The sequence below is a fragment of the Aeromonas sp. FL131 genome (assembly GCF_049860615.1).
In the GTDB taxonomy this organism is placed as follows: domain Bacteria; phylum Pseudomonadota; class Gammaproteobacteria; order Enterobacterales; family Aeromonadaceae; genus Aeromonas; species Aeromonas hydrophila.
Map to the genome: position 1 here is coordinate 4,865,001 of NZ_CP187595.1, position 17,712 is coordinate 4,882,712.

Annotated in this window: 12 protein-coding genes, 1 tRNA gene and 2 rRNA genes (1 of these 15 cut by a window edge); 10 read left to right on the forward strand and 5 right to left on the reverse strand. The window is 60.2% G+C overall.

Annotated elements, in window-relative coordinates:
* From ACPW75_RS22650 to ACPW75_RS22660, 3 genes are all read left to right on the forward strand, one after another.
* Window positions 1-2,449: ribosomal RNA gene (locus tag ACPW75_RS22650) — 23S ribosomal RNA — on the forward strand (it extends 440 nt beyond the left edge of the window).
* Between the two features lie 78 nt (window positions 2,450-2,527).
* Window positions 2,528-2,642 (forward strand): 5S ribosomal RNA (gene rrf, locus ACPW75_RS22655).
* 98 nt (window positions 2,643-2,740) lie between these two features.
* Window positions 2,741-2,817, forward strand: a tRNA-Asp gene (locus ACPW75_RS22660).
* Window positions 2,818-2,909: 92 nt separating this feature from the next.
* On the opposite strand, the gene ACPW75_RS22665 is transcribed toward ACPW75_RS22660, so the two are convergent.
* Window positions 2,910-3,242 carry a cupin domain-containing protein gene (locus tag ACPW75_RS22665; RefSeq protein ID WP_005306245.1) on the reverse strand — a complete coding sequence of 111 codons (333 nt, stop codon included), beginning with the start codon at window positions 3,240-3,242 and terminating at the stop codon, window positions 2,910-2,912.
* Window positions 3,243-3,468: 226 nt separating this feature from the next.
* On the opposite strand from ACPW75_RS22665, the gene ACPW75_RS22670 reads away from it, so the two are divergent.
* From ACPW75_RS22670 to ACPW75_RS22690, 5 genes are all read left to right on the forward strand, one after another.
* Window positions 3,469-4,827 (forward strand): NCS2 family permease, encoded by a 1,359-nt coding sequence (locus ACPW75_RS22670; RefSeq protein ID WP_016352259.1) that lies wholly within the window; start codon window positions 3,469-3,471, stop codon window positions 4,825-4,827.
* 231 nt (window positions 4,828-5,058) lie between these two features.
* Window positions 5,059-6,129: a dihydroxyacetone kinase subunit DhaK gene (dhaK, locus tag ACPW75_RS22675; RefSeq protein WP_077096462.1), complete on the forward strand. Its 1,071-nt coding sequence runs from the start codon at window positions 5,059-5,061 to the stop codon at window positions 6,127-6,129.
* A gap of 15 nt (window positions 6,130-6,144) precedes the next feature.
* Window positions 6,145-6,774 (forward strand): dihydroxyacetone kinase subunit DhaL, encoded by a 630-nt coding sequence (gene dhaL / locus ACPW75_RS22680; RefSeq protein ID WP_016352257.1) that lies wholly within the window; start codon window positions 6,145-6,147, stop codon window positions 6,772-6,774.
* A gap of 1 nt (window position 6,775) precedes the next feature.
* Window positions 6,776-7,492, forward strand: a complete 717-nt coding sequence (dhaM, locus tag ACPW75_RS22685) for a dihydroxyacetone kinase phosphoryl donor subunit DhaM (protein WP_077096463.1) — start codon at window positions 6,776-6,778, stop codon at window positions 7,490-7,492.
* Window positions 7,493-7,630: 138 nt separating this feature from the next.
* Window positions 7,631-8,713: a glycerol dehydrogenase gene (locus ACPW75_RS22690; protein ID WP_024946333.1), complete on the forward strand. Its 1,083-nt coding sequence runs from the start codon at window positions 7,631-7,633 to the stop codon at window positions 8,711-8,713.
* A gap of 95 nt (window positions 8,714-8,808) precedes the next feature.
* Here the strand turns inward: ACPW75_RS22690 and dhaR are convergent, their stop codons facing one another.
* Together dhaR and ACPW75_RS22700 are read right to left on the reverse strand one after the other, a co-directional pair.
* Window positions 8,809-10,719, reverse strand: coding sequence for a dihydroxyacetone kinase operon transcriptional regulator DhaR (gene dhaR, locus ACPW75_RS22695; RefSeq protein ID WP_179101438.1), 1,911 nt, complete (start codon window positions 10,717-10,719; stop codon window positions 8,809-8,811).
* 67 nt (window positions 10,720-10,786) lie between these two features.
* A complete protein-coding gene (locus tag ACPW75_RS22700) occupies window positions 10,787-11,680 on the reverse strand; it encodes a LysR family transcriptional regulator (RefSeq protein ID WP_077096464.1) in 894 nt (297 codons plus the stop codon).
* Between the two features lie 167 nt (window positions 11,681-11,847).
* Here ACPW75_RS22700 and ACPW75_RS22705 point away from each other — a divergent pair, with 167 nt between their 5' ends.
* Together ACPW75_RS22705 and ACPW75_RS22710 are read left to right on the forward strand one after the other, a co-directional pair.
* The gene (locus tag ACPW75_RS22705; protein ID WP_077096465.1) at window positions 11,848-12,966 is read left to right on the forward strand and encodes an agmatine deiminase family protein; all 1,119 of its coding nucleotides are present in this window, start codon (window positions 11,848-11,850) and stop codon (window positions 12,964-12,966) included.
* A gap of 415 nt (window positions 12,967-13,381) precedes the next feature.
* Window positions 13,382-14,830, forward strand: a complete 1,449-nt coding sequence (locus ACPW75_RS22710) for a hypothetical protein (protein WP_077096466.1) — start codon at window positions 13,382-13,384, stop codon at window positions 14,828-14,830.
* A gap of 309 nt (window positions 14,831-15,139) precedes the next feature.
* Here the strand turns inward: ACPW75_RS22710 and ydiK are convergent, their stop codons facing one another.
* On the reverse strand, window positions 15,140-16,225 hold the full coding sequence (ydiK, locus tag ACPW75_RS22715) for an AI-2E family transporter YdiK (RefSeq protein ID WP_164927759.1): 1,086 nt from the start codon (window positions 16,223-16,225) through the stop codon (window positions 15,140-15,142).
* Complete coding sequence (locus ACPW75_RS22720) at window positions 16,222-17,601, reverse strand: bifunctional NUDIX hydrolase/phosphatase PAP2 family protein (RefSeq protein ID WP_077096467.1); 1,380 nt, start codon at window positions 17,599-17,601, stop codon at window positions 16,222-16,224. Before ACPW75_RS22720 ends, ydiK begins: the two co-directional genes overlap by 4 nt.
* Window positions 17,602-17,712 lie beyond the last annotated feature (111 nt).

Consider the following 17,712-nt stretch of genomic DNA (forward strand, 5'->3'; position numbering starts at 1 on the left):
TAGTGAACCAGTACCGTGAGGGAAAGGCGAAAAGAACCCCTGTGAGGGGAGTGAAATAGAACCTGAAACCGTGTACGTACAAGCAGTGGGAGCCCTTCGGGGTGACTGCGTACCTTTTGTATAATGGGTCAGCGACTTACATTTTGTAGCGAGGTTAACCGTATAGGGGAGCCGTAGGGAAACCGAGTCTTAACTGGGCGTCTAGTTGCAAGGTGTAGACCCGAAACCGGGTGATCTAGCCATGGGCAGGTTGAAGGTTGAGTAACATCAACTGGAGGACCGAACCCACTAACGTTGCAAAGTTAGGGGATGACCTGTGGCTGGGGGTGAAAGGCCAATCAAACTCGGAGATAGCTGGTTCTCCCCGAAAGCTATTTAGGTAGCGCCTCGGACGAATACTACTGGGGGTAGAGCACTGTTTGGGCTAGGGGGTCATCCCGACTTACCAACCCCATGCAAACTCCGAATACCAGTAAGTAATATCCGGGAGACACACGGCGGGTGCTAACGTCCGTCGTGAAGAGGGAAACAACCCAGACCGCCGGCTAAGGTCCCAAAGTTCTGGTTAAGTGGGAAACGATGTGGGAAGGCTCAGACAGCTAGGATGTTGGCTTAGAAGCAGCCATCATTTAAAGAAAGCGTAATAGCTCACTAGTCGAGTCGGCCTGCGCGGAAGATGTAACGGGGCTCAAACCAGGCACCGAAGCCGCGGATTCACGCTAAGCGTGAGTGGTAGGGGAGCGTTCTGTAAGTCTGCGAAGGTGTGTCGAGAGGCATGCTGGAGATATCAGAAGTGCGAATGCTGACGTAAGTAACGATAAAGGGGGTGAAAAGCCTCCTCGCCGGAAGACCAAGGGTTCCTGTCCAACGTTAATCGGGGCAGGGTGAGTCGACCCCTAAGGCGAGGCCGAAAGGCGTAGTCGATGGGAAGCAGGTTAATATTCCTGCACGACTTGTAATTGCGATGGGGGGACGGAGAAGGCTAGGTGGGCCAGGCGACGGTTGTCCTGGTGAAAGTGCGTAGGTGGTGTTTCTAGGCAAATCCGGAGACACAACACTGAGACACGAGACGAACGCACTACGGTGCGGAAGCCATTGATGCCCTGCTTCCAGGAAAAGCCTCTAAGCTTCAGATTACAAGTCATCGTACCCCAAACCGACACAGGTGGTCGGGTAGAGAATACCAAGGCGCTTGAGAGAACTCGGGTGAAGGAACTAGGCAAAATAGAACCGTAACTTCGGGAGAAGGTTCGCTCTTGACAGTGAAGTCCCTTGCGGATGGAGCAGTTGGGAGTCGCAGTGACCAGATGGCTGGGACTGTTTATCAAAAACACAGCACTCTGCAAACACGAAAGTGGACGTATAGGGTGTGACACCTGCCCGGTGCCGGAAGGTTAATTGATGGGGTTAGCGCAAGCGAAGCTCTTGATCGAAGCCCCGGTAAACGGCGGCCGTAACTATAACGGTCCTAAGGTAGCGAAATTCCTTGTCGGGTAAGTTCCGACCTGCACGAATGGTGTAACCATGGCCATGCTGTCTCCACCCGAGACTCAGTGAAATCGAATTCGCCGTGAAGATGCGGTGTACCCGCGGCTAGACGGAAAGACCCCGTGAACCTTTACTACAGCTTGGCACTGAACATTGAACCTACATGTGTAGGATAGGTGGGAGGCTTTGAAGGCGTGACGCCAGTTGCGCTGGAGCCGTCCTTGAAATACCACCCTTGTATGTTTGATGTTCTAACGCAGGCCCATGAATCTGGGTCGCGGACAGTGCCTGGTGGGTAGTTTGACTGGGGCGGTCTCCTCCCAAAGAGTAACGGAGGAGCACGAAGGTTGGCTAATCCTGGTCGGACATCAGGAGGTTAGTGCAATGGCATAAGCCAGCTTAACTGCGAGACGGACAGGTCGAGCAGGTACGAAAGTAGGTCATAGTGATCCGGTGGTTCTGAATGGAAGGGCCATCGCTCAACGGATAAAAGGTACTCCGGGGATAACAGGCTGATACCGCCCAAGAGTTCATATCGACGGCGGTGTTTGGCACCTCGATGTCGGCTCATCACATCCTGGGGCTGAAGTCGGTCCCAAGGGTATGGCTGTTCGCCATTTAAAGTGGTACGCGAGCTGGGTTCAGAACGTCGTGAGACAGTTCGGTCCCTATCTGCCGTGGGCGTTGGATGATTGAAGGGAGTTGCTCCTAGTACGAGAGGACCGGAGTGAACGAACCTCTGGTGTTCGGGTTGTCACGCCAGTGGCACTGCCCGGTAGCTAAGTTCGGAATCGATAACCGCTGAAAGCATCTAAGCGGGAAGCGAGCCCTGAGATGAGTCATCCCTGACCCCTTGAGGGTCCTAAAGGGCCGTTGGAGACCACAACGTTGATAGGTGGGGTGTGTAAGCGCGGCGACGTGTTGAGCTAACCCATACTAATTACCCGTGAGGCTTAACCATACAACACCCAAGAAGTGTTTCGAGCCTTGTGACAAATACGAAACTACTTACATCAGCTTTCACAGATTGAAGAATTTGCCTGGCGGCCATAGCGCCGTGGAACCACCTGAACCCATGCCGAACTCAGAAGTGAAACGCGGTAGCGCCGATGGTAGTGTGGCATTCGCCATGCGAGAGTAGGACACTGCCAGGCACCCAATTAAACGGTGATGTGAAGAATCACATTACTGGCTGCGAGGATGACACCTCAATGAAGCGGCAGACAATTTAGCAAAAAGCTAACCAGACAGCGGAGCGGTAGTTCAGTCGGTTAGAATACCGGCCTGTCACGCCGGGGGTCGCGGGTTCGAGTCCCGTCCGCTCCGCCACTACTTAAGAAGCCCAGTCTAACGACTGGGCTTTTTTTCGTTTCCGGCACCGCACTTATTTCCCCGAACTGCCTCTTTTTTCCTCACGCGACTCAGTAAAACACACAGAGCCAGACGGTGGTCATGTCGGGATGGGTCCATTCCACCCGGTGTTTCTGGCGGGCGGGAATATTGATGTGGTCGCCCGGGCCCAGTTGTACCAGCTGCTGTTGCTGGGTTTGCGGGTCGATGAACAGCAGGCTGGCTTCCCCCTGTACCACCAGGATCCACTCATGCTCGTCCTGATCGTACCATTCACCCGGGGCGGTTTGATGGCCGTGGGAGAGGATGCGTTCGATCCGCAGGTGGTTGGTGCTGACCAGATCCTGAAAGAGTTCGGTAGGTAGTGGCGAGGGAATATCGTTCAGCAGATTGCGCGTGTGCATGGGTATCTCCCGTCTGACAGTGCGAATGGTTCTCTGCAGTATAGGAGCGAGCCTGGTAGGCAAAGGTGAGATTCGTGACAGGCAGATAAGCAAATTCGTGTCCGAACGAGAACGATTACGGCCATTTTGATGAAAAAGTCAGGGAATTCGCTGCAATTCCGACAAATTCTTGCTATTTTGCGCGCCACGAAAGCAAACGATTTCCTTCACACTTTCAGGACAAGTTATGGCAAAGCAAGATATGGCCGCCCAATCAGGGAACGGCGGCTTTTTGGACTCTTATTTTTCCATTTCTGCGCGCGGCAGCAGCGTGCGCCAGGAGTTGCTGGCCGGGTTGACCACCTTCCTGGCCATGGTTTACAGCATCATAGTGGTGCCAAACATGCTGGGCGCCGCCGGTTTTGAACAGGGGCCGGTGTTTGTGGCCACCTGCTTGATCGCCGCCTTCGGCTCTTTGCTGATGGGTCTGTGGGCCAAGCTGCCGATGGCCATCGGTTGCGCCATCTCCCTCACCGCCTTTACCGCCTTCAGCCTGGTGCTGGGGCAGGGGCTGAGCATCCCGGTGGCGCTGGGCGCCATCTTCCTGATGGGTGTTCTGTTCACCCTGATCAGCGTCACCGGCGTGCGTCAGTGGATCTTGGACAACCTGCCCTCCGGCATCGCCCACGGTACCGGCATCGGTATCGGGCTGTTCCTGCTGCTGATCGCCACCAACGGCGTCGGCATGGTGATCAAGAACGAAGGCGCCGGTCTGCCGGTACAGCTGGGTGAGGTCACCGCCTTCCCGGTCATCATGACGGTGCTGGGTCTGGCCGCCATCTTCGGTCTGGAGCGTCGCAAGGTGCCGGGCGGCATCCTGATGGTGATCATCGCCATCTCCATTCTCGGCCTTGTGTTCGACCCGAAAGTGACCTGGCAGGGCTTCTTCGCCATGCCGAGCCTGACTGGCGAGAAGGGCTCTCTGGTTGGCAGCATGGATCTGCTGGGCGCCCTCAATCCGGTGGTGATCCCGACCGTACTGGCGCTGGTGATGACCGCGGTGTTTGATGCCACCGGCACCATCCGTGCGGTGGCCGGTCAGGCGGGCCTCATCAACGAACGTGGCCACATCATCAGCGGCGGCAAGGCACTGACTGCCGACTCCGTCAGCAGCATGGTGGCGGGCGCCGTCGGTGGTGCACCGGCTGCCGTCTACATCGAGTCTGCCGCCGGCACCGCCGCCGGTGGCAAGACCGGTCTGACCGCTGCTCTGGTCGGCGTGCTGTTCCTGCTGATGATCTTCCTCTCCCCGCTGAGCTATCTGGTACCGGCCTACGCCACCGCACCGGCGCTGATGTACGTCGGTCTGCTGATGCTGGGCAACGTCACCAAGCTGGACTTCAACGACTCGGTCGATGCGCTCTCCGGCATGCTGTGCGCCGTCTTTATCGTGCTCACCTGCAACATCGTGACCGGCATCATGCTGGGCTTTGTGGCGCTGGTCGTCGGTCGTCTGTTTGCCGCCGAGTGGAAGAAGCTCAACATCGGCACCGTGATCATCGCCGTGGCGCTGGTGATTTTCTATGCCGGTGGTTGGGCTATCTAAGGCTCCCGGTTTACGTGAAGGGCTCCTGCGGGGGCCCTTTTTGTTGGCTGTGAGACGGCTAACAGTTTTCCTCATATTGGCTCCGCGCTGTTTCAGATTGAAACGCCGACCACCCTTCTGTTGTTTCAGATCCGAACCAAACTCCCGGTTATTTTTATCCTGATTTCTGTCGTTAGACTGGCTCCATCAACCATCTGCCTACCCGTGCGGTGGCAAGCCAAGGAGTGAGCCATGAAGAAACTGATCAATGCCGTCGATGCCGTGGTCCGTGAACAACTGATGGGGATGGCGGCCGCCCACCCCGAGCTCAAGGTCCGTATCGAGCCACACTACATCACCCGTGCCGACTCCCCCGTGATGGGCAAGGTGGCGCTGGTCTCCGGCGGTGGCAGCGGCCACGAGCCGATGCACGGCGGTCTGGTGGGCAAGGGGATGCTGGATGGTGCCTGCCCCGGCGAGATCTTTACCTCGCCGACCCCGGATCAGATGTATGAGTGCGGCCAGGCGGTCGACGGCGGTGCCGGCGTGCTATTTCTGGTGAAGAACTACACCGGCGATGTGCTCAACTTCGAAACCGCGGTCGAGCTGCTGCACGGTGACGGGGTCAAGGTGGGTTTTGCCCTGATCGATGACGATGTGGCGGTCAAAGACAGCCTCTATACCGCTGGTCGTCGTGGTGTCGCCACGACCGTGCTGTGCGAGAAGCTGGTCGGTGCCGCCGCCGAGGCGGGTTACGATCTGGCGCGCTGCGAGGCGCTGGCCCGCCGCATCAACAACCAGAGTCGTACCATAGGCGTCGCTACCCACGCCTGTACCGTACCGGCCGCCGGCAAACCCTCCTTCACCCTGGCGGACAACGAGATGGAGTTCGGCGTCGGCATCCATGGCGAGCCGGGCATAGCGCGCCGTCCCTTCACCAATCTCGACACCCTGGTGGGTGACATGTTCAATGAACTGGCGGACAACACTCCCTATGGCCGTACCCTGCGCCACTGGGACAGAGCCTCCGGCAGCTGGCAGGAGGAGCACACCTTCATCGAGCCGTTCAACAAGGGCGATCGGGTCATCGCACTGGTCAACAGCCTGGGCGGCACCCCGATCTCCGAGCTCTACGGCGTCTATGGTCGACTCGCTACCCTGTGCGAAGAGGCGGGCATCCATCTGGTGCGCAACCTGATCGGCCCCTACTGCACCTCCCTCGACATGACCGGCATCTCCATTACCCTGCTCAAGGTGGATGACGAGCTGATGACCCTGTGGGATGCCCCCGTTCACACCCCGGCCCTGCGTCACGGCTGCTAAGGAGCCTTCATTCCCATGCTAAGCAAACATCAGATCGTCAACTGGCTGCTCGACTGCGAACACATCTTCACCGAGCAGCGTGACTACCTCACGGCGCTGGATACCGATATCGGCGACGGCGACCACGGCCTCAACATGCAGCGCGGCTTTACCAAGGTGGCCGAGAAGCTGCCGGCGGTGGCGGACAAAGACATCGGTCAGGTGCTGAAAACCACCGGCATGACCCTGCTCTCCTCGGTCGGCGGCGCCAGCGGCCCGCTCTACGGCACCTTCTTCATTCGGGCCGCGGCCAGCAGCGATGCCTGCCAGAGCCTGACCCTCGGCCAGCTCGGCAAGATGCTGAGCGACGGGGTGGAGGGGATCGTCTCGCGCGGTCGCGCCGAGCCGGGTGACAAGACCATGTGCGACGCCTGGTGGCCGGCCCTGGCCGCCCTGCAGCAGGCGGAGCAGCAAGGCTTGCCTCTGCCCGAGGCGCTGGACAAGGCGGTCGCGGCCGCTGCCGCCGGTACTGAGGCCACCATCCAGATGCAGGCCCGCAAGGGGCGCGCCAGCTATCTTGGCGAGCGCAGCATCGGCCATCAGGATGCCGGGGCCACCTCGACCCTGCTGCTGCTGACCGCCCTGCGTGACAGAGCGAGGTTGTGACATGATCGGAATCGTAGTGGTCTCTCACAGCGCCATGCTGGCGGCCGGTTTGAAAGCGCTGGCCGACCAGCTGGGTAGCTCGGCCCGCCTGCTGCTGGCGGCCGGGGTCGATGACCCCGACCACCCCATCGGCACCGATGCCATCGCCGTGATGAGTGCGATTGAAGAAGCGGACGACGGCAGCGGCGTGCTGGTGCTGATGGACTTGGGCAGCGCCCTCCTGAGTGCCGAAACTGCCCTCGAACTGCTGCCCCCGCAGCTGAGTGCTCGGGTGCGTCTCTGCCCCGCCCCGCTGGTCGAGGGCACTCTGGCCGCCGTGGTGGCGGCCGGTTCCGGCCTGACGCTGGATGAGGTGGCCGCCGAGGCGCTCGGCGCGCTGGGCCCGAAACAGGCGATGCTGCCGGGCAGGGTGGATCCGCAGGATGTCGAGGCCGCTCCTGCCCCCGACGACGGCTGGCTGCGCTGCGAGGTGGTGGTGGATAACCCCCATGGCCTGCACGTGCGCCCTGCCGCTCGTCTGGTGGCGGTACTCAAGCCTTTTGCCGCCGAACTCAGGCTGCAAAAGGAGGATAAAGAGGCCAACCCCCGCAGCCTGACCCGGCTCACCATGCTCAACGTGCGCCAGGGTGACCAGCTCACCCTGCTGGCGCGCGGCGAGGATGCCGAGGCCGCCTTGGCCTGCTTCCAGCAGCTGGCTGCGGAGCGCTTCGGCGACTGACGCCACTGTTTCAAGGTGCTGCACTCGCTCACTGAGCCGGTGCAGCCCCATTCAAGACGAAGGAGTCCCCGGCACTGCCGCCCCTTCGCCCCTGTTAGTTTCAAAAGATGTCTTATGAACTAGAGAGAGGGATAAAATATGGACCGCATCATCATCAGCCCCAGCAAATACGTGCAAGGCAACGGGGCCCTCGCCAACATCGGCAACTACGTCAAGGCGCTCGGCGCCAAGCCGCTGATCCTGGCCGACGCCTTCGTCACCAAGCTGGTTGGCGATACCGTGGCTACCAGCTTCCACGGGGCAGGCATCCAGCCCGAATTTGACTGCTTCAACGGCGAGTGCTCCCGCCCCGAGATCGACCGCCTGCTGGCTCGCTGCAAGCAGACCCCGTTTGACGTCATCATCGGCATCGGTGGCGGCAAGACGCTGGATACCGCCAAGTCGGTCGCCTTCTACCAGCAGGTGCCGGTGGTCATAGTGCCGACCATCGCCTCCACCGATGCTCCCACCAGTGCGCTGGCGGTCATCTACACCCCGGAAGGGCAGTTCAGCGAATACCTGATGATCCCGACCAACCCCAACATGGTCATCATGGACACCGGCGTGGTCGCCCGTGCCCCGGTGCGGCTGCTGGTCTCCGGCATGGGGGATGCGCTCTCCACCTACTTCGAGGCGCGCGCCAACAAGGTGTCCGGTTGCCAGACCATGGCCGGTGGCGCCTCAACCCTGGCGGCGCAGGCCATCGCCGAGCTCTGCTACAAGACCCTGCTGGCCGATGGTTACAAGGCCAAGCTGGCGGTGGAGCAGGGGCTCTGCACCAAGGCGGTGGAGAACATCATCGAGGCCAACACCTATCTGAGCGGTATCGGCTTCGAGAGCAGCGGTCTGGCCGCCGCCCACGCCGTTCACAACGGCCTGACCCAGCTGGCCGAGTGTCATCACCTCTATCACGGTGAGAAAGTGGCGTTCGGTACCCTGGTGCAGCTGGTGCTGGAGAATGCGCCGATGGCGGAGATCGAAACCGTGCTGGGTTTCTGCCGCTCGATCGGCCTGCCCACCAACCTGCATATGATGGGGGTCAAGGAGCTGGACATGGCGCGCCTGATGGACGTGGCCAAGGCCTCCACCGCGGAAGGGGAGACCATCCACAACATGCCGTTCAAGGTCACCGCCGAGGATGTGCTGGCGGCCATCGTCACCGCCCACCAGCTGGGGCTGTAACCGCGCCACGGCTGACCTTGCCATATAAAAACGGCCCCGCATCTGCGGGGCCTTTTTGTGTTCAGCGGGCCGGTTCGCAACGACCTAAATAACCGTCAGCCGTGATAGTTGGCGGGATCGATCTCGAGCAGTTTCAGCCGTCGCCAGAGGGTAGTGCGGCCGATCCCCAGTTGCTGGGCCATCTGACTGACCTGCCCCTTGCAGGCGTGGGCACAGCGCAGGATGGCTTGCCGCTCCAGCTCGGCCAGAGTGAGCAGCGGTTGTCCCACCACCTCGTCCGCCACCAGTTGATGGCCGTGACGAATGGCGGCCGGTAGCGCCTCGGGCGGGATCTGCGATTGGCTGGAGTGAAGCAGGGCATGCTCGATGGCACTGCGCAGCTCCCCCAGGTTGCCGGGCCAGGGGTAGGCGAGCAGGCAGTCGAGGGCCGCCGGACTGAACTGGCGCCCTGGCTCGCGCCCCTGCGCCCCGAGCTGCTGGCTGATGAGGCCGGGCAGATCGGCAGTGCGCTCACGCAGGCTCGGCAGCCACAGCTCGCACGCCTGCAGCGCATAGAGCAGCTGACGGCCGAAGTGCCCCTCCTGCACCTTCTGCTCCAGCGCGGCGCTGCTGGTAGCGATGATCCGTACCTTGAGCGGCAGAATACGGGCCGAGTCGAAGCGCTGGAGGCGGCCGGTCTTGAGCAGTTGCAGCAGGGCCGCCTGCATGGGGGCAGAGAGGCACTCCACCTGCTCCAGCACCAGGGTGCCGCCGTGGGCCAGTTCGAACTTGCCGGCCCGCTCCTGTCCCGCTTCGTCAGAGCCCATCAGCTCCAGCGCCATCCGCTCGCTCGGCAGCGCCTGGCAGTTGAGGGTGACGAGCGGGCCGGCGGCCTGCTCGCTGCCGAAGTGGATCGCCTCCGCCAACTGGGCCTTGCCCACCTCCTCCTCGCCGCGCAGCAGGATGGGGCCCGGGCTTTGGGCCGCCTGCCGGGCGTAGCGCAGCAGCTTGCGCATGGCGCTCGACTCCCCCACCAGCGCCGACAGCTCGGGTACCGTCTGCCGTAGCTGATGGATGGCCCGCAGCCGATCGACCGGGTGCAGCAGCACGATAAAGCTGACGCCGTCCGGCCCGGGCAGCGGCTTGAGGCTCACCAGCGCACTGATGAACTCCGCCTCTTGCCCGCCCACCCGCTCCAGCGTTACCTCCACATGGCTCAGGGTGGTCTGCCCCTTGATGGCGAGCTGCAGCCGCTGGGGCAGCAGCAGGTGCTGTTCCAGCGGTTGGCCGAGGCAGAGATCCGGGTCGAGCCGCAGTCGCCTGGCCGCCAGGGCGTTGAGGTAGCGCAGCCTACCCTGCGAGTCCCAGGCCAGCACGCCGTCATCCATGCCGTCGAGCAGGGCGTAGAGCTCGCTCAGGTGGTGCTGGGACTCCTGCATCAGGGTCTCCATCTGCAGCAGGTGGGCCAGCTCGCGCCCGGCGCTGACGGTGAGCGCCAGATCGCCGGCGCTCGCCTCCTCCACCTTGCAGGTCAGCGCCATGATGGCGACCTGACGGCCGTTGCTGTTGTAGACCGGGCTGGCGCAGCAGTGCCAGGGGTGCAGGGTCTGGTTGAAGTGCTGGGTACCGCTGATGCAGAGCGGCATCCCTTCCAGCGCCGCCAGGTTGATGGCATTGGTGCCGATCCGCCCCTCGCTGAAAAAGGCGCCGGGGCCAAACCCCAGCGCTGCCAGTTCGCGCAAGGTGTCGGGGTGGCCGGTCTGGGCCAGCAGGCAGCCGCTCTCGTCGGTGAGCAGCAGGGCGCAGGGGCGCCCCTCCATGAATTCGTAGAGATCCTCGAGCGCCATCTCGCCAGTGGTGAGCAGGTCGCGCTTGCGCTGGCGCAGGCTCTGCAAGGTCTGCCCCTTGGCGCTGTGGGGCGGATGCCAGAGGGTGGCGCTGGTCTGGTGGGCGCAGCGCAGCCAGGAGGCTTGCAGATAGTCAGGCCAGGCCCGGGCTGGCGGCATGGAGGCGGACAGGATGGTCACGACAAGATCCGGCAAAGAGACGAACGCCCATTTAACCACCCTTGCCGGCCCGATTCAGTGACCTGCCTCAGAGGGATGGCAAACCATCCGCGGCGAGAGCGGGGTCGGCAAACTGCAACTCAAGCCAGCGGCAGAAGGCGCGACACTCCGGCATGGTCTCGCTCTCCTGATGCACCAGCAGATGCCACTGCGGCCCCTTGACCCTGTGGGTGGAGAGCGGCAACAGCTGCCCCTGCTGACGAGCGGGACGGGAGAGCCGCTCGCTCACCAGGGCGATGCCGAGCCCCTGACAGGCGGCGTCCAGCAAGAGGCCGGGATCGGAGAAGTTGAGCCCCCGGGTCTGCAGCTGCAGATCCTCTCCACCCTTGAGGGTCCAGTGGTGCCAGTCCAGCTCCCGCTCTCCGTGCAGGGTGGTGCGCTCTGCCACAGGTAGCGCCAGCACGGCGGGGGCCGCCACCGGCAGCAGGTGGTCTGCCAGCAGCAGCTGGTGGCGGCACTCGGCCTGGGGAGCCAGCTCCCAGCGCAGGGCGAGATCGATGGTCTGTTCGGCCATGTCGGGCTCTTCGTCACTGGTGAACAGCCAGAGGTCGACCTCGGGATGGGCGCGATGAAACGCCCCCAGCCGCGGCAGCAGCCAGTGGCGGGCGAGGGCGGTGCTGGTGTTGAGCACCAGCTGGTTGGGCTTGCGATACTGCTCCAGCCGCTGGATCCCCATCGCCAGCTGCAGCAGCACGCTCTGGGTGGTCTCCAGCAGATCCTGCCCCGCATCGGTGAGGGTGACCGAGCGCCCCTGCCGGTGAAACAGCGGCTGGCCCAGCAGCTCCTCCAGCGAGCGGATCTGCTGGCTGATGGCGGACTGGGTCAGGTGCAGCTCCTGCGCCGCCTGATGAAAACTGCCGAGTCTGGCCGCCGCCTCAAAGCCCCGCAGCACGTTGAGCGGGGGCCACTGCTTGAACACCATTGATTAGCTCCACTTATCACTTTTACGGAAAATCGATCGTTTGTTCGTCATCCATGCAGCAGATAGTCTATTACTCAGCGTGATTCGATTAACAGCGCTTGTTTTTGATCCCCCTTTTGTTGGGCCCGGACGCTCAGGTTCGAGCCCGTTTTCACAGGAGTCATCTCATGTCATCCCGTCGCCATGTTCTGAAACAGCTGGCCGCCCTCGGCGCCTTGGTCGGGCTGGGTACGCTGCCAAAGGCAAAGGCCGCCGCAACCGTCGCCAGCCCGGCAGACGCCCGCTTCTACATGCCGGAAGAGTCGACGTTTCAGACCCGGGTCTGGGTGGCGTTTGCCGCCAGCGAGGCCATCTGGGGCAGCGACTATCCGGCGGTGCAGGCCACCATAGGCCGGCTGGTGCAGGCCATGGTGCCTTATACCCAGGTGAACGTGCTCTGCCGCGAAGCCGAACAGGCGCTGGCCCGCCAGCTCTGCGGCGAGCAGAACACCCGCTTTGTCGTCGCCGAGCTGGATGACATCTGGCTGCGGGATACCGGCGGCGTCTTCGTCCAGAACGAGGAGGGGGAGCTGGGGCTGGTGGACTTCAACTTCAACGGCTGGGGTGACAAGCAGGAGCACGAACAGGATGCAGGTGTCGCCGAGCTGGTCAGCCAGCAGGCCAAGGTCCGTTATCTGCGGAGCAAGCTGACCGGCGAGGGGGGCGGCATCGAGGTGGATGGCAACGGCACCGCCATCCTGACCGAGAGCTGCTGGCTCAACAACAACCGCAATCCGGGGGTGAGCAAAACGCAACTGGAGGTGGAGCTGAAGGCCAATCTGGGGCTGCGAAAAATCATCTGGCTGCCGGGGATCAAGGGCAAGGACATCACAGATGCCCACGTCGACTTTTACGCCCGCTTCGTACGCCCCGGGGTGGTGGTGGTCAATCTGGACAACGACCCCCAGTCCCACGACTACGAGGTGACCCGCCAGCACCTGACCATCCTCAAGCAGGCCACCGATGCGGACGGCAACAAGCTGGAGCTGCATGTGCTGCCGCCACCGCTGGATGGGCGGGACAACCGTTTCAGCCGTAGCCGGGATTTTGCCGCCGGCTACATCAACTATCTGCCGATCAATGGCGCGGTGATCGCCCCCGAGTTTGGCGACAAGGCGGCCGACAGCTACTGCCACGAACTGCTGGCCCGCCTCTATCCCGGCCGTGAAATCGTGCAGATCAACATTGACCCGGTGGCCGCAGGTGGCGGCGGCATTCACTGCATCACCCTGCACCAGCCCGCCTGACCTTCCCCTACCGACCGATAACCCGGGGCGTTGCGACGCCCCGGGTTATTTATCCACGCCAATTCTTGGTAACCGTGAGCCTCCTGACCCGCCGCAGTCCTATTTCTTGGCCAACGATGCCATATGGTGTGTCACCTTGATCACACTCCCGAGTTATTCAAGAAGCTGAGACTGGGTGGTGCTTTCCATTGCTGCGCTGTAAGTGTATTTTTACTCGATAGTAAAATATTTATTCAGAAGAGGATATTGAGTGAACATATTCCGAACCAGTCGCTTGCCTAAAATAATAGATAAAAGGAATTTTCGTAACGAGAATGCAGACAGCCTGTATTTTATGGAAGGAAGAAAATGTGCTTATTAATACCAACTGTTATCTAATCACTCTTAAGCTACAATAAATTAAGGAGTAGATGCTTTGGCAAAGAAAAAAATTGTATCCGTTGGTTTTAAATTGGCCAACAATGATGTAACCCCCCTAAGCTTTAGGTCGAAAGCATCGTTGTTAGACTGGGATGTAATTCTGTTTCGTGAAGACATTATTGAGTTCTTATATTCAGATAGAAGTTCGAATAACTATCAAGGTAAACCTTCACTTTCTGAGAGCACATCTTTTCAACTCAAAGAAGCAGTTCAACATTGGCGCCGAGAAATATTAGATGCAGTCAACTGCGGGAAAACAGTGTTTTATTTTCTTGAGCAATATCGAGACTTTTATATTGATACTGGACAAAGACAATACTCAGGAACAGGGCGCAACCAAAAAACCACACGAATAGTTTCTCCCTACGACAACTATAAGTGCTTACCTTTAGATATTTCCGTTACGCCAAGACAGGGACAAGAAATGATCTTGGCTCCTCAAGGAGCTGAGTTCCTCTCTACGTATTGGCAAGATTTCTCCTCTATTTCTGAATATAAAGTCACGCTGGATAGTAAGCAAACAAAGCCATTGTTGTACACCAAGCATGGTAATAATGAAGTTGCATCCTATATAACAACTAAATCAAGTGGATCTTTAATACTCTTGCCATACATAGATCTCGAAAATGAGGAGTTTACAGAAGAGGTTGAGCTTGATGATGGGTGGAGCTCTTGTTGGAGTGAAAAAGGCTATCAATTTGGCGCCAAGTTAGTTTCAAGTCTCATTAATGTTGATATGCAATTACGCAAGAGTACAGAAAACACGGTTGAGCCAGAATGGGCAAGATCAGATATTTACGCTTTTACAAAAGAAAAAGTTCTTAGAAAGAAAATTTTAGAATTAAATGAAAAAATAGCTCTGCTTGATATAGAAAAAGCTCATTGCCTAGCTGAACTTGAAGGTGCTGGTGCACTGCGTGGCTTGTTGTACCATACAGGAAAACCTTTAGAGGCTTCCATATTAGAAGGTTTGCAAACATTAGGCTTTGAAGCTTCAAATTACGAAGATGACACCAAAGAATTTGATGTCATATTTGAGTCTGCCGAAGGCCGATTAATTGGTGAGGCAGAAGGTAAAGATAACAAAGCGATTAACATCACAAAGCTACGACAGTTAGCGCTAAATATCCATGAAGACTTAGAACGTGATGAAGTATCTAGCCCCGCAAAGGGGGTGCTATTTGGTAATGCGTATAGATTAAAGCCAATTTCAGATAGAGACCAACCATTTACTGATAAATGTCTATTATCATCAAAAACAAGCTCTACTGCGTTAGTACATACTCCAGATTTATTTAGAGTGGTTCATTATGTGAAGGAATCAAACGATGCAGCCTTTGCGGCTCAATGCAGAAAATTACTAGTTGAAACTGTTGGTTTAGTAGAGTTCCCATCGACACCTCGCATCGAGGATGAATCAATTAATATAGAAACCGCAAATTAACAAGCACTTCAAGAGGGGCTGGCAACACGCGCAGTGTCCAGCCCGTAGGTCCGATTAGCCGTGAGGCGTAATCGGACGTTCACGTAAATCAATTCTCCAGCTATAACAGTCCCCCGCATTCCGCCTCTGCCAGATGCCGCCGATTCACGGAAACTAGGGGATAGCGGCATCTCGATCGTCCGGTCACGCTTCTCCAATCGAAGCTGCATGGGGCGGTGATAAATATAAGAGCCGCCCGATGGGCGGCTCTTTGTATCAGTGATGGATGGCTGAATCGCCTTGTTACTGAATCGTCTTTTTAGTGAATCGTTATTGGGCCTTGGGCGCTTCCACCGCCGCGGCCGCCGGTTGGTCGTCTTCCTTGATCCAGGCATCCAGCAGGGTGTAGCCCACCGCCAGCACCACAGGGCCGATAAAGAGGCCGATGATCCCCATCGCCAGCAAGCCGCCGATAACCCCCACCAGGATGAGAATGAGCGGCAGGTCGGCGCCGCGCTTGATCAGGAAGGGTCGCAGGAAGTTGTCCATGGTGCCCGCCAGCAGCGACCAGACCAGCAGGAAGGTGCCCCAGGTGGTGTCACCGCTCCAGTAGAGGTAGCCGACACAGGCCAGCAGCACCGGGAAGGGGCCGATCTGGGCGACGATCAGCAGGAACATCACCACCACCAGGATCATGGTGTAGGGGATGCCGGCAATCAGCAGACCCAATCCCGCCACCGAGGATTGCACCAGTGCGGTCACGACGACCCCCATGGCCACGGCGCGGATCGCCTGTGAAGCGAGCACGGTGGCGTTGTCGCCACGCTCGCCGGCCAGCCGGTGGGCGAAACGGCGAATGCCGGTCGCCACCACTTCACCCGAGTGGTAGAGCAGGCCGCAGATGCCGACGGTCAACAGGAAGTGGACGAACAGCAGCCCCAGGTTGCCCGCCTGGGAGGCGAGCCAGCGGGCGGTCTGGCCAAAATAAGGGGCCAGCTTGGCAAACAGGACCTGGCCACCGCTCGCCAGAATTTGCTGCCAGAAGTCATAGAGCTTGCCGCCCACCAGCGGAACCTGCTGTAGCCAGAGCAGCTCGGGCGGCGGGGAGTGGCTGATGGTGGTGCCGAGTTCAATCAGCATGGGGGCCTTCTCCGCCACGTTGGCCAGCGCCATGAACAGCGGAATGACGAACATCAGCAGCAGTACCAGGGTCATGCTGAGGGCCGCCAGGGCGCGCTTGCCCCACAGCAGGCGCTGCACCATCAGCATCAGTGGCCAGGTAGCGATGGTGATCATGGTGGCCCACACCAGGGCGGGCAGGAAGGGGCGCAGCACCATGAAGCAGGAGACGATGAGGAGGCTGAGGAACAGTACTCCCAGGGTTATCTTGGCCAAATCCACTTTTTTCATATTCATAGCAATCCCTTGTCAGGGCCTGGGCCCTTGGGTAGCGGGTCATTATTCACGAGTGAGAGTATCCACCAGAGGCCGGCGCTCAACCAGAGCCCCAGGCAACAATAAAGCAGCCACTGGCCGAGCAGGATAAGCCAGGAGCTGGTCAGCCAGAGCGGCAGCACCCACCAGAGCGCCCCCAGCGGCAGGCCGCCGAGCAGCGCCAGCAGCGGGGTGCGCCAGCCAGTCTGCACCGTGCGCGGCAGCGGCAACATCATGCCGAGGGTCAGCCCCAGACTGAAGGTGGCCAGGCCCGCCAGCGCCGAGGATTGGCTCCACCCGGCGGCCAGCGCGCAGGCGAAGGTGAGCCCGGCCCAGCTCCACGGCTTGGCCGCCAGGTTGGCGAGGCGGGGATGCAGGGCCAGCAGCAATGCGCCAAGCAGCAGGCCGGCCGCCACATCCGACAGGAAGTGAACCCCGAGCCAGACCCGGGCCAGCCCGGTCAGGGCCGCCAGCAGCAGAGCCAGGGTGGTGCTGCGCCAGGGGTTGGCGGGCCAGCACCCTCTGAGCAATGCGCCCCAGAACAGCAGTGCCGAGGCGGCGTGGCCGCTCGGCATGCCGAAGCCCTGGGCGCTGCCTTGTGCCAGCGCGGGATCGAGGTGGAAGGGTCTGGGCCAGCCAATCCCCTCCTTGGCCAGCTGCACCAGCACGGTGAGGGTCAGCATGGCCAGCAGCAACTGGCGCACCCGGGGCCAGCCCAGCCAGGGCAGCAGCAAGGGTAGCAGGGCAAGCTGAAAGGCGGCTGAACCGAACAGGTTGCTGACTTCGAGCCAGCGCACCTGAGCACCGAGCCAGGTCTGCAGCTGGTGGATAAGCGGCACTTCCATTTGGTGCAGTGCATTGCCCTCGCCACGAAAATCGGGCTGCCACAGCACTGGGCTGTCGGGAATGGCGGCCAGTTGGGGTGCCAGCCAGTCGAGCTGCGCCGGAAAGCGGCGCTGATCATCCGGCAACCGGGCCGGAGCGATCAGCCTGGCATTGAGGATCTCGCCGCCCAGATTGGGGGCCTGCAGCAGGGAGACAAAGCCAGAACCGGTCTGTGCGCGAATGGGTTCCAGAGTCTGGCAAGCAAACAGCAAGGCGCGCTGCCATGAGCCCAGCTCGGCGATGACCCGACCCCGCAGGCCGGTCTCTTCGTACAGCTCCCGCAGCGCCGCCTGTTGCGGCGTCTCGCCCGCGTCTATGTAGCCGCCGGTCAGGCTGTAGCGGGACGAGACCCTGTCCTGTACCAGCAACAGCTGTTGTTGATGTTTGACGACGCAGACGGCTGCGCTTGGCGCGGCCAGGGCGGGCAATCCCGCCAACAGAAGACAGAACAGCAAAAAACAGTAGCGCGACATGACCGCCTGACGAGTGAGGGAGAATGGGCACAAGCGTCACAGAAATCAGATAGTTGGGCAATGGTTTCCGGTCTGGCTTCGCGACTTGGGGCGGCCTGACGAGGGGCCGGC